We start from the raw sequence: 17,292 nt of genomic DNA, 5'->3' as shown, positions 1-17,292 counted from the left end.
GTTTACGACTTTGAGCACCGAGATTCCGCAGCCCCCGTCCCAGCCCGGCATGGCCGAGCGCGCCATCGACGCGGCGGCCGACGTCTCCCACACGATCGGAGAGGTCGCGGGAGGCTTGCGCGCCGCTGTCGACCGCTTGACGCATGTCATCGACGAAGCTCGAAAGCCCGGCCGGCCGCTCGCGACGGTCGCGGCAATCACGCGCGAAGCGCCCCTGGCCAGTCTGTTCGTCGCCTTCCTCTTTGGCGTGGCAGTTGCACGCCGGCGCTACCGATCGGAGTTGAAGCGGTTCAGGCCGCGCTGACGGCTTCGAGTTCAGCCGGCAGGAATTGCCTCTCGAACGCCTCGGCAGGCATCGGGCGGCCGAAGAAATATCCCTGCCCTTCCTCGCATCCCATGCTGACCAGGAAGTCGGCCGTGGCACGGTTCTCGATGCCTTCCGCCACCACAGTGAGCCCGAGTTGCTTGCTGAGACCAATGGTCGAGCCGACGATCGCGGCGTCGTCGGAATCGGCGAGCAGGTCAAGCACGAACGACCGGTCGATCTTGAGCCCGTCGAGCGGAAACTTCTTCAGATAGCTCAGGCTCGCGTAGCCCGTGCCGAAATCGTCGAACAGGACGCGGACGCCGAGCTGCTGGATCCGCTCGAACATGTCGAGCACGCGGCTTTCGTCATGCAGCAGGATATCCTCCGTGACTTCGAGCTCGAGCAGCGAGGGCGTGAGCCCCGTCTTCGCGAGCAGCGCCGCAACGGAATGCGCGAGGTCGCCGGAGTCGAGCTGCGACGGCGAGAGGTTGATCGCGACGCGCACGCTGTTTCCGGACAATTCCCAGGCTCGCGCCTGCCGGCAGGCGGTCTCCATCACCCAGTTCGCGATCCGCTCGGACAGGGACGAGGTGTTGACCACCGGCATGAATTCCCCGGGCGAGACATAGCCGCGCGCGGGATGCCGCCAGCGGATGAGCGCTTCAGCCCCGAGCAGGCTGCCGTCGACCAGCCGAACCTGTGGCTGGTAGAACAGTTCGAACTCTCCGCGATCCGCGGCAAGCGCCAGTTCGCTCTCCAATGTCAGCCGGTTCTCCAGCTCCTGCCTGATCGCGCTCTCGAAGATCACGTGGCTGCCGCGCCGCGTCATCTTTGCCTTGCTCAGCGCCAGATGACCATTGCCGAGAAGATCATCGGCGTTGTGCCCACCTTCCGGATAAACGGCGACGCCAATGCTGATCCTGACGCGATGTTGGCGCGCGCCCGTTGCGAGCGGCACTTCGAACGCGCGCGCGATCCGCTCGGCAAACTCCACAATCGGCTCGCCAGCCTCCGTGCAATCAAGCGCGATGGCGAACTCGTCGCCGCTGAGCCGGGCGACGACCGCCTTGCCATCGACCTTGGTCCGGAGGCGCTCCGCGACGGCCCGCAGCACGAGGTCGCCGGCCGAATGTCCAAGCATGTCGTTGATCTGCTGGAAGCCATCGAGGCCGAGCACGAGCAGCGCGACGTCGGACGATCGCCGCTCCGCCGCGGCGATCAGATTGGCGAGGCTCGCATGCAGCATGTTGCGGTTGGCAAGACCGGTCAACGCGTCATGTTCGGCGAGATACCTGACGCGTTCGGCTTCGCGCTTGCGGACCGAGATGTCGCGCAGGATCGCTCCGTACTGGAAGCCGTCCGTGCCCTGCCAGCCCGAAAAGCTCGCTTCGACCGGGAACGTCTCGCCGTTCTTCCGCCGCCCCTGGAACTCGACGACGACGGCACCGCCGGGCACCAACAGCGCCTGGCGCGCAGCATCGCGCATGGCAAAAGCCTTTGCGCCACCGCCGGTGGGCTCCGCACAGAGCGTTTCGAACGGACGCCCGATCATCTCGGTCGGCATGTAACCGAAGATCGCACTGGCGCCCGGATTCCACACCGTGATCCGATGATCCTCGTCGGTGCAGATCAAACCGTCGCCGAGCGACATCGCGATACGATGAAAGCGGCTCTCGGCAATACGTCCCAGGAGACTACGGAAATCGATCTCGTCGAGTGCAATCGCCGTCAGATAGGCAATGATCGCAATGTGAAACAGCGACGTGTCGATGATGAGCGGCCAGCTTGCCTGCACGAGCGCAGCGGCAAGTTCCACGCCCGCTCCTGCGGCGACGAGGATGGTGACACGGACGCCCGGTGCGGAACGGCGCCACGAATACATCATCGCCAGGCAGATCAGGCCCAAGCCAATGATCATGCCGGCATCGGACGTCCAGCGCAGCATCCGGTTCTGGAGGATCGATTCCGCCGCGAGCGCCTGGAGGACGGGCCCAGAGACGCTCTTACCGTTTGGAACACTGAACCGGTCGCCCAGTTCGAGCGCGGTAGCACCGACGATGATCTTCTTGTCTCTCAGCTTGTCCAAGGTCGCGGTATCGCCGCGCAGCACGTCATAATAGGAGACACTTGGGATGGAGGCCGCACGAATGCCGAAATCGATCAGGAAGGGTGGCCGCCGATTGGCGTCCTGCCCGGCCAGCACGACGGCCATCGACGGCATCACGGCATCGCCAAGCTTCTCTCCGACCGGATAGCGGCGCACGAGCCCGTCGGATTCGATCGCAACATTGACGACGGCCGGCCACGACTGGTTGCTGAACGGCTTCAGTGGACGATTGATGTGAACCGCGCCACCATTCGGCGTCGGCTGCTTGAAGGAGGGCAGGATCGTCGAACCGCCGACCTCCCGAAGCGCCGTGACGAGGGCCTCGTCTGAGGCCGGATCCGATGGTGTGCTGAAATCGACGTCGAAGGCGACGTCCTGTGCCCCCGCCGCCTCGAGCCTGTGCAACAGTTCCGCGTGGAGCCGGCGCGGCCAGGGCCATATCCCGATCTGGTCGATCGAGGGGGCGTCGATGGCCACCACGACGACATTGCCGCTGGCCGTACGCGATTGCCAGGCGAAGCGCAGATCGGTGAGCGCGTTGCGAAGCGCGCCGTGCCACCCCGTGGACAGCACGACCGCAAGCGCGATCATGACGAGAATATGCGGCCGATGGCGTTTCACTTTGCTCCCCTGCACCGGCGGTCCCTGCCGCCAGGCGCTCCCCTATGCCGACGACACGGTCCTAGCGATGGCCTCTGCCCCAATACCAACCATAGTGGTGGCCATGATTGCCGTTACCGTTGTTGCCGTTATTCCCGTTTCCGCTATTCCCGTTGCCGTTGTCGCCATTATTGCCGGTGCCACCGCTTCCGTTGCTGGTTGTACCAGTCCCGTTGCTTCCGCTCCCAGAGCTTCCGCCGGACACATCGCTGGTCGAACCAGAGGTGGTCGCAACAGTCGTCGTCGTATTTGACGACGTCGACGTGGCACTGGCCGCGGGTGCACTGCTGCTCACCGTAACCGCCGTCACGTTGGAGCTGTTGGCGGCCGTGGTCGTCTTGCTCGCCTTCGTATCGCTCCACACCGTCTCGGTCCCGGTGCTGGCGTTCGCGTTGCGCACGTGCCCCGTTGTCACGGCGCCGTGGGCGAGCCCGTTCGTGACCTTGTGGACGTTCAGCTTGACCTCGCCGAGCGAACTGGAGATGCGCACGACGCCGCCTTTGGGCGCCTGACCGCCGGCCGCTTGATGCGATTGCGCCGGCGCGCCGGCCGCCTTGGTCCCCTTGTCGATCGGACCGAGCGCATGGATCGCATGGCCGCTCGCCGCATTGCGCGGTGCCGACAGGCCCGATTTCGGCACCGGGACACGCTCGATCGTCGAGGCGCGCGGCTTGCCGTGCTCGATCGGATTGAAGGTCCCGGCACCACTCAGGCTGAGGCCGGGCTTGCCGTGCTCAAAGGAGGTGGCGGCCTGTCCCGGCATGACCTGTGCGATCTGTCCGGACTTGAAGTCGGAGACTTCAACCTGGCCGCGGAGCACGCCGACCTTGGTGCTGCCAGCATTCACGGTGACGCTGAATTGCGTTCCCTTGACCACGGCGGCGAGATACGGCGTCTCGACCTCGAAATGCTTGACGTTGCGCTTCTCGACCTCGAGCAGGATCGAACCCGCCTGCTGGATGATAGTGGTCGAGAGCCCTTCCTTCTTCTCGGCCGGCAAACCGACCACCGACTTCGGGGAGATCAAAATCGATTCCTCGCCGCGGACGAGCAGCACGCGTCCGTTGCGTCCGGTGCGAATGGTATCACCGGCCCTCAGCGTCCCTTCTTGGGTCAATGACACAGGCTGCGCGCCGTTGGCGGCAAGCCAGACCTCACCCGAGGACTTGCTGATTGACCAGACGCCATCATCCGCGGCAGATGCGAACGAGGCCGTACCCAGGATCAGCGCGGCCACGAAGGCGCACCGCATTCCAACTCTGCCCAGCATCACGATCCTCAGTCCCGCATTACAGCCAGGCCTGAGGCGTATCCGAAATCACTCAAGAGAGAATTAGCGGGAACCGGCAAGTCCAATGGCTGCATTAACCAATCATTGACCATAAAAAACTAAGAAAAATCATGCAGCTAACGAACTCTTACCGGCTCTTGTGCACTGCTCCGTTAAACTACGGTGAGCAGCTCGCTGCGCGCGTTGAGAAGCGGCATCTCCTCGTTGCACTGGTGCTGGCGGCACCGATTTTCACGGGAATTTCGCAGGCGTTCGCTCAACAGGCGAACCAGCCCGGCTTCGATCCGCGGCAGCCCGAGAAATACTTTGAAAACCAAACCGAGCAGGAATCGCTGAGCCGTCCTCCGGTCACGCTGCCGGCGGTCGGCCGGCCCAACACAGGCGGGGATGCGAAACCACAATTCGTGTTGCGCGGGATCGATGTCGGCGGCGCCCAAGCCATTCCCCGCGATCGCATCGCCGCAGCCTATCAGTCCTATCTCGGCAAGAAGGTCTCGCAAGCCGACCTCGCCACGATCGCCGGCGCGATCAGCGATCTCTACCGCGCAGACGGCTTTCATCTGAGCCGGGCGATCGTGCCGCCGCAGGACATCGCCGACGGTCGCATCCGGATCCAGGTGATTGAAGGCGCCATCGTGCAGGCCGAGCTGAAAGGCGACGGCGCCGAGCAGTTTGGCGTGAGGCCGATGCTGGGGCCGGTTCTCGCCGAGCAGCCGTCGCGCCTGGCAACGCTCGAACGTCAGCTCTTCCTCATCAACAGCGGGCCGGGCATCCGGATCACCGACACCGCGCTCGAGGAGATCGGCGGTGCCACCGGCCGCTTTCGCCTCATCGTCCATTTGAAAACCTGGCACGTCTTCTCGTCGTTCGGCGTGGATAATTTGGGCTCATCGTCGGTCGGCCCGTGGCAGACCTACGCGACCGGCGCTTTCAACTCCTACCTCACGCCCGGCGATACGCTGGCGGTCAACCTGTCGACCATTGCCAACGACCCGCGTGAGCTTGGCTTTGCGCGATTATCCTATGACGCGCCCGCCGGCGTCGACGGCGTGCGCCTCGGCGCTTCCGTCCTGTACAGCGCGGTCCGGCCGGGTGACGCCCGCCGCCTCGACAGCGACATCACCACGACAGAGGCGTTCGAGCTGCGGGCAAGCACCGTGCCCTTCATGTCGCAATCATCGGCGTTGACGCTGACCTTGGCCGGCACCTTCAGCAACGTGTCCGAGCACGATCTTTACGGCCCCTGGTACAACGACCACATCAGGACCGCGAGCCTGACCGCCGATTACCGGCTCCAGGATCGCTTCGGCGGCACCAATTTCGCGACGCTGACCTACCGCCAAGGTCTCGACATCTTCGGTGCCTCGCATTTCGACGACGATCTGCTGTCGCGCGACGGCGCCGCGTCGAACTTCTCGGTGCTGAACCTCTGGTTCACGCGCTACCAGACCCTCAACGACGCCTGGTCGCTCAAGCTGTCCGCGGCCAGCCAGACGGCATCGCGGCCGCTGTTCATTTCGCAGCAGTTCTATCTCGGCGGCGCGGCTTTCGGCCGGGGCTATGGCGCGGCCGAGATCAGCGGCGACAACGGTCTTGCCGGCTCGCTCGAGCTGCGCTTCGACCAGAAGCTCAATTTCCGCTACTGGACCGGCTATCAGCTCTACGCCTTTGGCGACGCCGGCGCAGTCTGGAACGACGGTTACCGCCTGAGCGACGGCCTGTCGCTGACATCGGCCGGAGCCGGCGTGCGGTTCTTTCTGCCGGATGATCTTCAAGCCGATCTCGGCGTAGCCGTCCCCTTGAGCTACCGGGCGCCAGACAACGAGCGCCGCAGCCCACGCTTCCTGTTCACCCTCTCGAGCGCATTCCGGCTCTGCCCCGAACGCGGCAGGGGCGGCTGCCTCTAGCTGCCGCGCTTTGAGCACACCCGGCATGCGGCCCTTTTGCGGCCTTGCTCACAGACTTGCCTAAATTTAATCCCGTAACCTGCTCACGATCGCTCGATCCGGGGGCTTGCAATGACCATTTTCAGTCGAAAGTGATTGGGACGGAACCATGAAGAGGGTGTTTGCAATCCTGGCCTTTCTCTGCGTGCTCGGCGTCGGCCAGTATTTCGTGGTCAGCCGGTTCGCGATCCGACATGAGATTTTGACCCTGTTCGATGCCTCGCGCCAACGGCCGATCTCGGTCGAGATCGCGGTGCGGCGCGACTACGAGACCAAGGCCAATCTCGGGCTCTGGAAGCTCCCGCTCGCCATCATCAGCAACGGCAACACCGTCAAGGCGACCGAGTATTCCTTCCTCGCCAACGTGCTCGCGGCGCGCGGTTATCTCGTTGCCAGCATCCAGCAGGACCTGCCGAGCGATCCGCCGTTGATGACCCATGTCGGTCAGCAATATGTCGGGCGGCGCGAGGTCTATATCCGCTGCGAGGCCAACATCCTTTTCGCCCTGGCCGAACTGAAGCGACGGCAGGAAAACACCGACTACGACCACATCACCCTCGTCGGCCATTCCAACGGTGGCGACGTCTCGATGTATGTCGCCCATCAGCACCCGGAGATCGTGTCGAAGGTGATCACGCTCGACAATCTGCGGGTGCCCTTCGTGCTCAGCGACAACCTGAAGATCCTGTCGTTCCGCTCCAAGGATCCGCATTTCCAGACCGACCCGGGCGTGCTGCCGACGCCTGAAGAGGCCAAAGCGCGCGGCATCGACATCGTCCATACCGGTGCTCAGCACACCGAGATGAGCGATCGCGGTCCCGATGCGGTCAAGGAGAAGATCCAGGCGACACTCGACCGCTTCCTGCGTGACAGCGCCAGCAGCTCGCTCGCGCCGGCTGACACCAGAAGCCCGATGATCATGAACCCCGGCGACTACTAGCCGGGTCCCCTTTGCGGCAGATCAAGGCAGCTCCAGGGTGGCGACGATAGGAAGGGCCTCACCATCCCGGAGGGGCACGTGTCGCACTCCATCGAAAGCCTTGATGCGAAACGTCTCGAGACGGCAGGCCTTGGCCTGCCGGCTGCGAGGACACCGGCATTCGCGCGGCATCTCTATCGTGCGACCCGCAAGCTGCTGCGGTCGATCATCGCCCGCATCGATCTCTCGCAATTTCCGGGATCGTGCTGCGGCTGAGCGCGGCGTCACGCAAAATCAATTTGCGGTCACGCGGCGCACACCGGAACTCAGGACTTTCCCTTGCCGGGCTGCATGAAACTGCCGGTCATCTGGCGCATGTGGTCGCCGGCGCTGGTGAACTGGCTCCGCAGGAAGTCGGACTGGATTCGCATCGCTTCCTGAAGGTCGGTGGCATGCACGAGCTTGCGCGCGTGCTCGAACGCCGACTTCATGTTCTGCTCAGTGAACGCGAGCGCCTGCTTGGACACCTCGGTACCCGCTCCGGGAACCGACGTCATCGATTTGGTGGCAGCTTCGAAAAACATGCCGAATGCCTGTTCCGCCTGATCGATCGTCTTTTCGGCCAGGTCGCGCAGTTCGGCCGGGACTTCGAGCTTCGGTTCGATCATGGTCATACTCCTCCCCTTTTTCCCAACTGAATACCACACTTGCCGGATCGCATTCCAGCGGCAGCCTGGCGGACAAACGTCGCCCGGGGGTCCGGCTCCGGCCGGAAAACGGGGGACGAGGCGTACGGCCGGGGTCAGGACAGGGGGTGCTCGGGAAGGGTTTCTTCGGTGCCGAGGTCTTCGACCAGCTTGATGACCTCGAAACGCTGTCGAGGCCCGAGCTTCAGGAACGCGCGAAGCAGGCGCAGACTTTCAACGGTGCTGCTTGCAGGCGCGCCGAGCTTGAGGTGCAGTTCAGCCGCGAAATTGAGGTTTTTCATCTCGCACCTATGACAAGCATCGGCCCTCGTGATCAGACGTCGAGGTCTCGCTCGAGAATCGAACACCATGACCGGACGCCATGGTGACCCTGAGATCTCGGCCGGGGCACCCGGTGGGTTAACACGCTGAACCATATACTGGCTCAACCGAACAGGTTGCAATTATGTCAAGAAACAACCCTTCCGGCAAGCCCAACCGTCGCCGTAGCGATGCTTCGTCCGCATCGCAGCACGGCAATTCCGGATAACAGGAATATGGACCGTCGTCACCCACCTGCGTCAAGAAGCGGCATCACTCACGCACACGGCCTCGGTCGCTGTCAATCGGTGCGGCGTTTCGCCGTGTTTCCGGTGTGAACGAGGCCAGATTGAAGTTTCTTCAGCGTATACACGTAATTGTTGAGCCCGACCTCGGCGGTTGTATCGTCGGCGAAATGAACGTCGAGCCGCGCAGCCGGCCTGCAGCGTCTTGATCCGTCCGCCAGTGAAGCCCCCCTTGAGCTGCTCGGCTTGGACGCGGTTCCCCGTACCGGGTTCATCGGTCCGAAGATATCTCCGCCAATGAACCGTCGTTCAAGGTGGAACGACCAAGCGGTTGCGAAGCGGCCACGCAGACCACGGGCGCCATGGCTGACGGACTTCTCGATTCGGGCGCGCCTCAGCACCAAAGGACGACAGCATGCTTTCCCGCTGCGATCTCATCAAGGGCGGCGCCGTCGCGCTTCTCACTTTCTCGATACAAGGCGCATGGGCGCAGGAGACAAGGATGAATCTGTTCAAGATCGTCACCATCAAGGACGAAATCGTCGTCGGATTGTCGGCGGAGGAGCTCCAGGCGCTCGGCGGCAATGATGCGAGCGCGGTTGCGCACGCGCTGGCGCAGAAGGGCGATCTCACGGTCTGGCAGTACAACGTGCATCGCGGCCCGAACGGTGAATTGCAACAGGCGCCGACCGCGAAGATCGGGCTCTTGGCCAACGCGTCTCTCCGTGTCGAGCCCTACACGACGCCTTACCAGATCGTGCCGCATCCGTAACAAGCGACCCGGGCGCGCCTGCGGCGAGACCCGCAGGCGCACCACTACTCTCAACGCTGCTTGGCGCGCCGAGCCCGGCCTTCCGTCGCAAAGCCGTAGATCAGCGCCAGCCGGTCCAGGCATTCGCGAAAGCGCCGCGCGAAATAGTCGTTCCAGCGCTGGGTACGAACAGCGCGCCGCTCCCCGATCTGATCCATGGTCAGCCCCAGCACCAGGACGTCGTGCACCAGCGCGGCGCCATCGGTACCGAGTTCGCGCTCGACCCGGTTGAGGCGCAGCACGGCCTGGCGCTGGTCCTCGGTGACGGGCTCGCGCGAGCGCGTGCCATCGACATATTCGCGCGTCGGGTCCACCGCCTGGGGCCCGCGCTCCGCCCTCTCCCAGTCGTTCTGGAAGGCGCGCCCGCCGCGATATTGCGCCTCGTCGATCTGGTGATGCGCGTGCAACCGGCCGAGCGGATCGCCGCGGATCGAGCGGACGGCGACGATCTTCTCGCCGGCATCGAGCGCCAGCGGATTGTCGACCTCGACCTCCGCCACCTCGGCATTGAACGGCACCTCGCGCGAGCGCCGATCGTAGATTCCAGTCAATCTGTAGGACTTGTTACGTCGTGCACCTGCCACTCGGATACTCCTCGCAAATTGAATGAATAGCGGTCCCGTCAGGCGGCAGAGATCAGCCTCAGGACGACGGGACCGGCGGCGCGAGCGGACGCAGCCTCAGACCTTCGCGTCAGGCAGGCATGCGGCGTGCAATAGCTGGAGCCCGGTTGGCGCGGATGGCCACAGAAGGCGATCCCCTCCCCGTCCTTGTCGCCACCATAGGGATAGCGGCAGTCGTCGCGCCCGAGTTCGCCTAGCGCGACTAGGCGGGGCTGGACGCCGACACAGCGCAACTTGACCCGCGCGGGTTTCATTGCGGATTTCGGTGGCAAGTTCAGGTTCGGCACCGCCGCACGGGGCGGCCCGATGAGACAGGCTCCTGACGGCAAGGACGGCACGATCGATGGACTCGTCATCCGCGCCGGCGTCGCGAGTCCAAGCCGCTTGGCGCGGCCGGCCACCGCGTTGCGTGTGTAAGCCGTTCCAAACCTTCCGTTTATCTGTCTTCCGATCTCCGCATAAGACATTCCCTTGAGAAAATAGTCGCGAAGCGCGTCGGAGTGCTCCGACGGCCAATGACCCGGTTCCATGCTGCTGTCCTGTGATGCGCCTCCTCCGATCGTTCGATCGCGAGGCGGATCCTACATTCCGGTATTCCGAAGCAACTGTCAAGCGACAATTCTGATATTCATAATTGCATCAATTCCGAATTTCGGATTACAAGAGGCGGGACGATGGGCAATCGAGGGAATCACCATGTTGGACGTTGCAATGATCGAGCGGGGCCTGGAGAAGACGGGCAAGAGCAAGGGCGGCCTGGCGGCGGCCATGGGCGTGCGGCCCGGCGCGGTGTCGGAGATCCTGGGCGGCGAGCGCCTGGTGAAGGCGTCCGAAATCATTCCGATCATGGAATATCTTGAGCTCAATCTCGCGCCGATCATGGGCCGCGTCGGGGCCGGCGCTGTGATCGAGCCCGATTATGAACAGGTTCCCCCGGAAGGCCTCGGCGATATCGCGCTGCCGTTCCCGATCATGGAAGAGACCGTCGCCTTCGAGATCGTTGGCGATTCGATGCTGCCCAAATACGAGAGCGGCGACGTGATCGTCGTCTACAAGGACCAGCGTCATCCGCTGTCGAGCTTCTACGGCGAAGAGGCCGTGGTCCGGCTCAAGACCGGTGAACGCTATTTGAAGACCATTGAACGCGGAAAAACTCCCTCCGTCGTCAATCTCAACAGCTTCAACGCCAAGCCGATCGTCGGCGTCAAGCTCGAGTGGGTCGGCGAGATCTGCTTGTCCATGCCCAAGGGCCAACTCGAGCGGCTGCGCGCCAAGTCGGCACGCCCTCGCAAGAAGAGCAAATAGGCGCCGATTTCCGATTTTTGGAAATCTTCCTTGACTTAATTCTGCTTTTCGGAAATACTCTGCCGCACTCCCGGCTACGGGGCGCGGCAGGATCGTTTCATGCAGTATTTCGTCGTGATGATCGACTATGGGCGGCGCGGACGCGAGGCGGTCGTCGATCCCGAAATCACAAGGCGCGAGGTCATCTCCCGCGTCGTTTCGGGTGAATATCGAAACATCTCGTTCATCCACGAAATCGCGGAGAATGCGGTCGAGGACGTGACCGAGGCGATCCTGACCGAGGCCGCCCTCCCCCAGGTTCCGCCTGAAGAAGTCGACCTCCAGGCCATCCGCCTCGATCACGCCCGCGACCTGCGCAAGCACGAGAAGACGTGACGCAGGCCCAAGCGGCCTGCGTCACGTCACTGCCCGGCCGGATATCACACCGTGAGAACGGTCGATCCCGTGGTCTTGCGCGCAGCGAGATCGGCATGCGCTTTGGCGGCATCCTTCAGCGGGTAGGTCTGGTGCACCTCGATCTTGACTGCGCCGGACTTCACGACGTCGAACAGCTCGTTCGCCATGGCGACCAGGGCCTCGCGCTTGGCAGCGTAGGTGAACAGCGTCGGACGGGTGACGTAGAGCGAGCCCTTCTGCGCGAGCAGGCCGAGATTGAGCGGCTCGACAGCGCCGGAGGACGCACCGAACAGCGCGGCAACACCGAGCGGCGCAAGACAATCCAGCGACTTCAGGAACGTATCCTTGCCGACGGAATCATAGACCACCGGCACCTTCTTGCCGCCCGTGATCTCGTCCACGCGCTTCACGAAATCCTCGCGCGTATAGATGATCACATGATCGCAGCCATGTGCCTTGGCGAGCTTTGCCTTCTCGTCGCTGCTGACGGTGCCGATCACTGTCGCGCCGAGATGTTTTGCCCACTGGCTCAAGATGAGACCAACGCCGCCGGCTGCGGCGTGGAGCAGGATGGTGTCGCCGGCCTTCACGCGATAGGTCTGCCGGATCAGGTATTGGGTGGTGAGCCCCTTCAGCATCATGGCCGCCGCGGTCTTGTCATCGACACCGTCGGGCAGCTTCAACAGCCGGTCGGCCGGGATCAGCCGCGCCTCGGCATAGGCTCCGAGCGGTGAGGCGCCGTAGGCAACGCGATCACCGGTCTTCAAATCGGTGACACCGGCCCCGACTTCCTCGACGACGCCGGCACCCTCGCTGCCGAGACCGCTCGGCAATTGTACCGGATACACCCCGGAGCGATTGTAGATGTCGACGAAGTTGAGGCCGACCGCCGTGTGGCGGATGCGCGCCTCGCCCGGCCCGGGCTTGCCGACACTGACTTCCTCCCAGACCAGGACTTCAGGACCGCCGGTCTTGTGAAAGCGAATGGCATGCGTCATGGGCGTTGCTCCCTTATTGTTGCAGTGAAGGTCCGTGGAAAACGGATCGGCCTGTGAAATAGGAATTCGGTCGGCCCGTTACAGTACAGAGACGTAACAAGAATGTCACAGCGAACGACAAACGCCTGCCGTTCCGCCTCTGTTCGAAAGAGTTGATGACGGCACCGGCGCGTTCCGGCAGTAGCCTTTTCGCGGGGTTTGGTGGTCGCCTGCGAAGGAGAGCCGAGATGCCAGCTTATGTACAGCATCATCAGGACATCGAAATCGCGCCTGTAATTTGTCCCGCCTGCATGGGGTTCCTGCCGATGTACGTCCGCGAGGTCGAACCGCATTGGGGCCTTGCCAGGATCGACTTCGTCTATGAATGCGCGGACTGCGGCGCGGAAGTCCGGCAGACCATCCGCAAGCCGGAGCTGCGGCACTGACCGCACCATCAGCCATCGCTTAAGTATTTGCGCTGAACGGAAAAAGCGACGTTCTGCGCGGGTCAGGCCGTCCCAAACGAGGCTTGTTCTTTGCCGGGAACGCAGGCAGAACAAGCCTCAAGCAAGACCTTTGGGAGCGCCCTTTCGTGGCTGAACAGAAGGCCTCGACCTCGATCGAGGCAGTGGAGAGCGGCCTCGCCGCGCAAGGCTATATCGCGAGCCGGCAGATCGCGACCGCAGTCTATTTGTCGCAGCAGATCGAGAAGCCGATTCTGGTCGAAGGCCCCGCGGGCGTCGGCAAGACCGAGCTTGCCAAGGCCATTGCCGCCTGGCGCGGCATGAAGATGATCCGCCTGCAATGCTACGAGGGCCTCGACGAGGCCAAGGCGCTCTACGAGTGGAAATACGCAAAACAGCTTCTCTATACCCAGATCCTCAAGGACAAGCTCGGCGAAGTCCTCGGCGGCGCGCAGACGCTGCATGCCGCGCTCGAGCAGCTCCATGATTTCGGCGATGTGTTCTTCTCCAAGGAGTTCGTCGAGCCCCGACCACTGCTCCAGGCGCTGGAGCAGCCTGGCGGCTGCGTGCTGCTGATCGACGAGATCGACAAGTCCGACGCTGAATTCGAATCGCTGCTGCTGGAAATCCTCTCCGATTTCCAGGTCACGATCCCGGAGCTCGGCACGGTCGCGGCGATCACGCCGCCGACGGTGATCCTCACCTCGAACAGCGAGCGTGACCTCGGCGACGCCCTGAAGCGGCGCTGCCTGCATCTGCATATCGGCTTCCCCGAGCAGCGGCTCGAAGAACGCATCGTCGAGAGCCGCGTCTCCGGCATCTCGCAGGCGCTGCGCCGGCAGATGGTCGGCTTCATCCACGAGATCCGCTCGCTCGACCTGAAAAAGCTGCCGTCGGTCAGTGAGACCATCGACTGGGCGCGCGTCCTGGTTCTACTTCAGGCCACGGAGCTAGACACCGATATCGTCAAGGACACGCTCAATGTGCTCCTGAAGTACGAGGCCGACATCGAGGCAGCAACGCCGCAAGTTACGACCTTCATTGCCAAGGCGGCACGGTCCAACGTCTTCGGTTGACGCCGATGCGCGAGAATCTCCATCGTTTCTTTCGAGCGGCGCGCGGTGCCGGCGTGCATGTCTCGCCCGCCGAAAGCATCGATGCGATGCGCGCGGTCAAGCAGGTCGGCTTTTCCGACCGGGCCATCCTGCGCGATGCGCTGCTCCTGACGCTCGCCAAGTCGCAGGACGAGAAGCTCGCCCTCGGCGACTGCTTTGATCTCTTCTTCAGCCAACCAGAGCCGCGGCAAGATCAACCCGAGGCCGACGACAACGACGACGCATCGCAGGACGCGGATCAGACCCCCTCACCCAGCTCGGCCAGTGAAGCAGGCGAAGGCCAGGCTTCCGAAGCATTGGGCCCGCTTGCGCAGATGCTGCTGTCGCAGGATCGCAACGCGATCGCAGCGGCGATCGCCAGCGCTTCCGGTGTGGCTTCGCTGTCCGACATCCGCTATTCGACTCAGCGCGGGATCTTTTCCAGCCGCATCCTCGACGCCATGGGCCTTCAGCGCCTGCGCGACGATCTCGACGCGCTCACCGCGACCAATCCGTCGCTGGCCGAGCGTCTGCGCGGCGCGCTGGACGCGTTGCGCGAAGCAGTCCGTGACACGGTCTCGCAAGGCCTTGCGCTTTATGCCCGCGAAGAGGCCGAAAACCTCCGCAACGAGATCCTGCGCAACGCGCCTCTCGCCCGCATCGAGCGGCGCCAAGTCGCGGAGATGCGCGCGCTCATCCGCCAGATCGCGCGGCGCCTGCGCGAGCGCTACTCGAAGCCGCGCAAGCGCCAGCGCCGCGGCCATCTCGACGTCCGCCGCACACTGCGCCGCAACGCGGCCTGGGGCGGCGTGCCCTTCCTCACCGCGTGGAAGCGCAAGCACCGCGACCGGCCCAAGATCGTCGCAATCTGCGACGTCTCAGGCTCGGTCGCGCAGGTCTCCGATTTCTTCCTGCTCCTGATCCACTCGCTGCACGAGGTGGTCGACGACGTCCACTCCTTCGCCTTCTCCTCGCATCTGATCGAGGTCAGCGAGATCCTGGAGAAGAAGTCGCCCGAAGAGGCGATGGCCGAGATCATGTCCAAGGTCGGCTTCGGCTCATCCGACTACGGCTCCTCTCTCGTCGATTTCGAGAAGGAGTTTATGAGCACGCTGACGCCGCAGACCACGGTGATCGTGCTCGGTGACGCCCGCAGCAACAATCTCGACCCGCGCGCCGACATCCTGCGCCGCATCTCCGAACGCTCGAAGCGCGTGGTCTGGCTCAATCCCGAAGGACGGCTCGCCTGGGGCTTCGGTGATTCCGAGATGCCGCGCTACGCGACCTTCTGCACTGTCGTGCGCCAATGCGCCACCGCACAGCAGCTCGAGCGCGCCGTGTCCGACATCGTGGCGACTTATCAGTAGACGGCAATCACGTCCGCCGCTGGCGTCAGGCGGCAGTCAGCTCGGCCTGGACGAGGTTGCACTCCCGAAAGTGATGCGCTATTTCGTCGAGCGCGCGCTGCTCCCATTCCTGGGCCTGCGCGAGCCAGAACGCCCGTCGCTCCGAATCCAGCGCCGCCCGCTCTCGGCAGAGGAATTCCTGACTGCGAATTGCCATCAGCCTGTTCATGCACTCACACTCCTGTCGTGTGAAGCCAATCCCCTGCGAATCAACGTAGCAGAGTCCAGTCAGAGTCCAATCGCCCTCGCTTCACGATTTCTGTGCATATCGCGACGCGCAATGGGACAGTGATGCTTCCCGTGCACTGCGGTAACTCTCGCCGCACGATCAAGCGCACATCATCAATTAGTGATCGGAGACCGGGACGATTTTCGTGCGCGAACGATCTTAACTGTTGTGGCGCAATGAAGTGCGGCAATTCGTGAAGAGAGGTTCTAAACAGCTTACCGAATTCCCGACTCATTGTCGTCGCATGGTGTTCATGCGGCGCCGCTAACAGGGGCGCACGAACTTGGACTATCGCTTGAGGCAACATGAGCAACGACATCGACTTCGATCTTTCGCCGGACCAATGGGAAGCGCTGAAAGCGCTTCGCAACCCCGTGTCGAATGGTCGCCTCTCGAAGGCCTATCTCGTCGAAGGTCTCGTCAAGCTCGGTCTCGTTGTTGTCAGTGACGGCGTACCTTCGATGACGCCAACCGGACGCAAGGTGCTGGTGCGCGGATCGTGCCGGCTACTGGATCTCGTGGCGTGACGAGACTGTCCGCCCGCAACGGCTCTGCCGTGATCGCCTGAAAAATAATCTCTTGCGTTCCCGCCGACAGCGCGTCGCAGGGACGACCTCAATCCGCCAGCGTAACGATCAAAGGCCCATTGCGGGTTGCGACAACCGTGTGCTCGTACTGAACGGTAGGCGCCTCCGGGCTGCTGTAGAGCGTCCATGGATCGTCATCACCGTTCTCGGCCCACTCCGCGCCAAGCGACAGGAACGGCTCGACGGTGAACACCAGCCCATCGCTCATGATGCGTCGCTCGGAGCGATCGGGCCATGTCGCGATCTCCGTCGGCTCCTCGTGGAGCGACAAGCCGACACCGTGACTGGCTAGGTTCTTGACGAGCATGTAGCCGTTTTTCCGCGCAAACGTCCCGATGGCTTGACCGATGCCGGCAATCGGTTTGCCGGCGCCGACCTGCCGCAAGCCCGTCCACATCGCCCGCCGACCATCCCTGCAAAGACGCTCGATCGAACGGGTCACGGGCGGAACGGCGAACGAGGCTCCCGTATCGGCAAAGAAGCCGCTCTTCTCGGCCGAGACGTCGATGTTGACGAGGTCGCCACGCTCGATCCGCCGGGCACCCGGGATGCCATGAGCGATCTCTTCGTTCACGCTGATGCAGGTTGCGCCAGGAAAGGCATAGGCCAGTTCCGGCGCCGAACGCGCTCCGGCGGCCTCAAGGAGCGCTCGTCCGATCCGGTCGAGTTCCGCGGTGGTCATGCCGGGCTCGAGGGCCTTCCCCATCGCCTCAAGGGCATTGGCGACGATACGCCCGACCTCTTTCAGGCAGATCAGATCGTTCTCATTCGAGATTGTCATATCAGGCTCTTGCGAAAGCCGGGACATAGCTGTTGCGATGCCGACTTGCAAACGGAAGAGCGCGCGCAAGAATCCCGGATTATGCGCGCCCTGGATCACTTCCAAGACCAGGCCGCGACAATCTGGCACGGTTGTTG

20 protein-coding genes are annotated in these 17,292 nt (G+C 63.3%); 11 read left to right on the top strand and 9 right to left on the bottom strand.

Features of this window, described 5'->3' with window-relative positions:
- Positions 1-10 precede the first annotated feature (10 nt).
- Positions 11-304 carry a hypothetical protein gene (locus tag AB7Z56_RS12895; protein WP_063982046.1) on the top strand — a complete coding sequence of 98 codons (294 nt, stop codon included), beginning with the start codon at positions 11-13 and terminating at the stop codon, positions 302-304.
- On the opposite strand, the gene AB7Z56_RS12890 is transcribed toward AB7Z56_RS12895, so the two are convergent.
- Together AB7Z56_RS12890 and AB7Z56_RS12885 are read right to left on the bottom strand one after the other, a co-directional pair.
- Entirely contained in the window at positions 291-3,035 is a 2,745-nt protein-coding gene (locus tag AB7Z56_RS12890) for an EAL domain-containing protein (RefSeq protein WP_063982045.1), read from the bottom strand. The genes AB7Z56_RS12895 and AB7Z56_RS12890 overlap by 14 nt on opposite strands.
- A 61-nt stretch (positions 3,036-3,096) precedes the next feature.
- A complete protein-coding gene (locus tag AB7Z56_RS12885) occupies positions 3,097-4,344 on the bottom strand; it encodes a FecR family protein (protein ID WP_063982044.1) in 1,248 nt (415 codons plus the stop codon).
- Positions 4,345-4,475: 131 nt separating this feature from the next.
- Between AB7Z56_RS12885 and AB7Z56_RS12880 the strand changes: the two genes are divergently transcribed.
- The 3 genes from AB7Z56_RS12880 (at position 4,476) to AB7Z56_RS12870 (ending at position 7,506) form a co-directional block, all read left to right on the top strand.
- Positions 4,476-6,272, top strand: coding sequence for a ShlB/FhaC/HecB family hemolysin secretion/activation protein (locus AB7Z56_RS12880; protein WP_231142709.1), 1,797 nt, complete (start codon positions 4,476-4,478; stop codon positions 6,270-6,272).
- Between the two features lie 148 nt (positions 6,273-6,420).
- Positions 6,421-7,251, top strand: coding sequence for an alpha/beta hydrolase (locus AB7Z56_RS12875; RefSeq protein WP_063982042.1), 831 nt, complete (start codon positions 6,421-6,423; stop codon positions 7,249-7,251).
- 78 nt (positions 7,252-7,329) lie between these two features.
- On the top strand, positions 7,330-7,506 hold the full coding sequence (locus tag AB7Z56_RS12870; protein ID WP_187387992.1) for a hypothetical protein: 177 nt from the start codon (positions 7,330-7,332) through the stop codon (positions 7,504-7,506).
- A 50-nt stretch (positions 7,507-7,556) separates the two neighbouring features.
- Here AB7Z56_RS12870 and AB7Z56_RS12865 read toward each other — a convergent pair whose 3' ends face one another.
- Complete coding sequence (locus AB7Z56_RS12865) at positions 7,557-7,898, bottom strand: phasin (RefSeq protein WP_014493705.1); 342 nt, start codon at positions 7,896-7,898, stop codon at positions 7,557-7,559.
- A gap of 134 nt (positions 7,899-8,032) precedes the next feature.
- On the bottom strand, positions 8,033-8,218 hold the full coding sequence (locus tag AB7Z56_RS12860; RefSeq protein WP_063982041.1) for a hypothetical protein: 186 nt from the start codon (positions 8,216-8,218) through the stop codon (positions 8,033-8,035).
- A gap of 679 nt (positions 8,219-8,897) precedes the next feature.
- On the opposite strand from AB7Z56_RS12860, the gene AB7Z56_RS12855 reads away from it, so the two are divergent.
- Positions 8,898-9,254 carry a hypothetical protein gene (locus AB7Z56_RS12855; protein ID WP_063982040.1) on the top strand — a complete coding sequence of 119 codons (357 nt, stop codon included), beginning with the start codon at positions 8,898-8,900 and terminating at the stop codon, positions 9,252-9,254.
- Positions 9,255-9,304: 50 nt separating this feature from the next.
- Here the strand turns inward: AB7Z56_RS12855 and AB7Z56_RS12850 are convergent, their stop codons facing one another.
- Together AB7Z56_RS12850 and AB7Z56_RS12845 are read right to left on the bottom strand one after the other, a co-directional pair.
- On the bottom strand, positions 9,305-9,877 hold the full coding sequence (locus AB7Z56_RS12850; RefSeq protein ID WP_063982039.1) for a hypothetical protein: 573 nt from the start codon (positions 9,875-9,877) through the stop codon (positions 9,305-9,307).
- 38 nt (positions 9,878-9,915) lie between these two features.
- Complete coding sequence (locus AB7Z56_RS12845; protein ID WP_084795042.1) at positions 9,916-10,446, bottom strand: GcrA family cell cycle regulator; 531 nt, start codon at positions 10,444-10,446, stop codon at positions 9,916-9,918.
- 166 nt (positions 10,447-10,612) lie between these two features.
- Between AB7Z56_RS12845 and AB7Z56_RS12840 the strand changes: the two genes are divergently transcribed.
- Together AB7Z56_RS12840 and AB7Z56_RS12835 are read left to right on the top strand one after the other, a co-directional pair.
- Positions 10,613-11,221, top strand: a complete 609-nt coding sequence (locus AB7Z56_RS12840) for a S24 family peptidase (protein ID WP_028152904.1) — start codon at positions 10,613-10,615, stop codon at positions 11,219-11,221.
- A gap of 99 nt (positions 11,222-11,320) precedes the next feature.
- Positions 11,321-11,596: a hypothetical protein gene (locus AB7Z56_RS12835; protein ID WP_063982037.1), complete on the top strand. Its 276-nt coding sequence runs from the start codon at positions 11,321-11,323 to the stop codon at positions 11,594-11,596.
- Between the two features lie 44 nt (positions 11,597-11,640).
- On the opposite strand, the gene AB7Z56_RS12830 is transcribed toward AB7Z56_RS12835, so the two are convergent.
- Positions 11,641-12,615, bottom strand: a complete 975-nt coding sequence (locus AB7Z56_RS12830) for a quinone oxidoreductase family protein (protein ID WP_063982036.1) — start codon at positions 12,613-12,615, stop codon at positions 11,641-11,643.
- 227 nt (positions 12,616-12,842) lie between these two features.
- Between AB7Z56_RS12830 and AB7Z56_RS12825 the strand changes: the two genes are divergently transcribed.
- The 3 genes from AB7Z56_RS12825 (at position 12,843) to AB7Z56_RS12815 (ending at position 15,519) form a co-directional block, all read left to right on the top strand.
- Entirely contained in the window at positions 12,843-13,040 is a 198-nt protein-coding gene (locus AB7Z56_RS12825) for a hypothetical protein (RefSeq protein ID WP_028152902.1), read from the top strand.
- Positions 13,041-13,186: 146 nt separating this feature from the next.
- A complete protein-coding gene (locus tag AB7Z56_RS12820) occupies positions 13,187-14,134 on the top strand; it encodes an AAA family ATPase (protein ID WP_063982035.1) in 948 nt (315 codons plus the stop codon).
- Positions 14,135-14,139: 5 nt separating this feature from the next.
- A complete protein-coding gene (locus AB7Z56_RS12815; RefSeq protein ID WP_063986213.1) occupies positions 14,140-15,519 on the top strand; it encodes a vWA domain-containing protein in 1,380 nt (459 codons plus the stop codon).
- Positions 15,520-15,544: 25 nt separating this feature from the next.
- On the opposite strand, the gene AB7Z56_RS12810 is transcribed toward AB7Z56_RS12815, so the two are convergent.
- Positions 15,545-15,727 carry a hypothetical protein gene (locus AB7Z56_RS12810; RefSeq protein ID WP_028152900.1) on the bottom strand — a complete coding sequence of 61 codons (183 nt, stop codon included), beginning with the start codon at positions 15,725-15,727 and terminating at the stop codon, positions 15,545-15,547.
- A 365-nt stretch (positions 15,728-16,092) separates the two neighbouring features.
- On the opposite strand from AB7Z56_RS12810, the gene AB7Z56_RS12805 reads away from it, so the two are divergent.
- A complete protein-coding gene (locus tag AB7Z56_RS12805; protein ID WP_063982034.1) occupies positions 16,093-16,314 on the top strand; it encodes a hypothetical protein in 222 nt (73 codons plus the stop codon).
- Between the two features lie 88 nt (positions 16,315-16,402).
- Here AB7Z56_RS12805 and map read toward each other — a convergent pair whose 3' ends face one another.
- On the bottom strand, positions 16,403-17,155 hold the full coding sequence (gene map, locus AB7Z56_RS12800; RefSeq protein ID WP_063982033.1) for a type I methionyl aminopeptidase: 753 nt from the start codon (positions 17,153-17,155) through the stop codon (positions 16,403-16,405).
- Positions 17,156-17,292: the final 137 nt, after the last annotated feature.

Origin of the sequence: Bradyrhizobium sp. 482_C4_N1_8 (assembly GCF_052075965.1) — a bacterium.
GTDB lineage: Bacteria > Pseudomonadota > Alphaproteobacteria > Rhizobiales > Xanthobacteraceae > Bradyrhizobium > Bradyrhizobium barranii.
The sequence above is the reverse complement of the archived record's forward strand: the minus strand, read 5'-3'. Positions and strand labels throughout refer to the sequence as shown.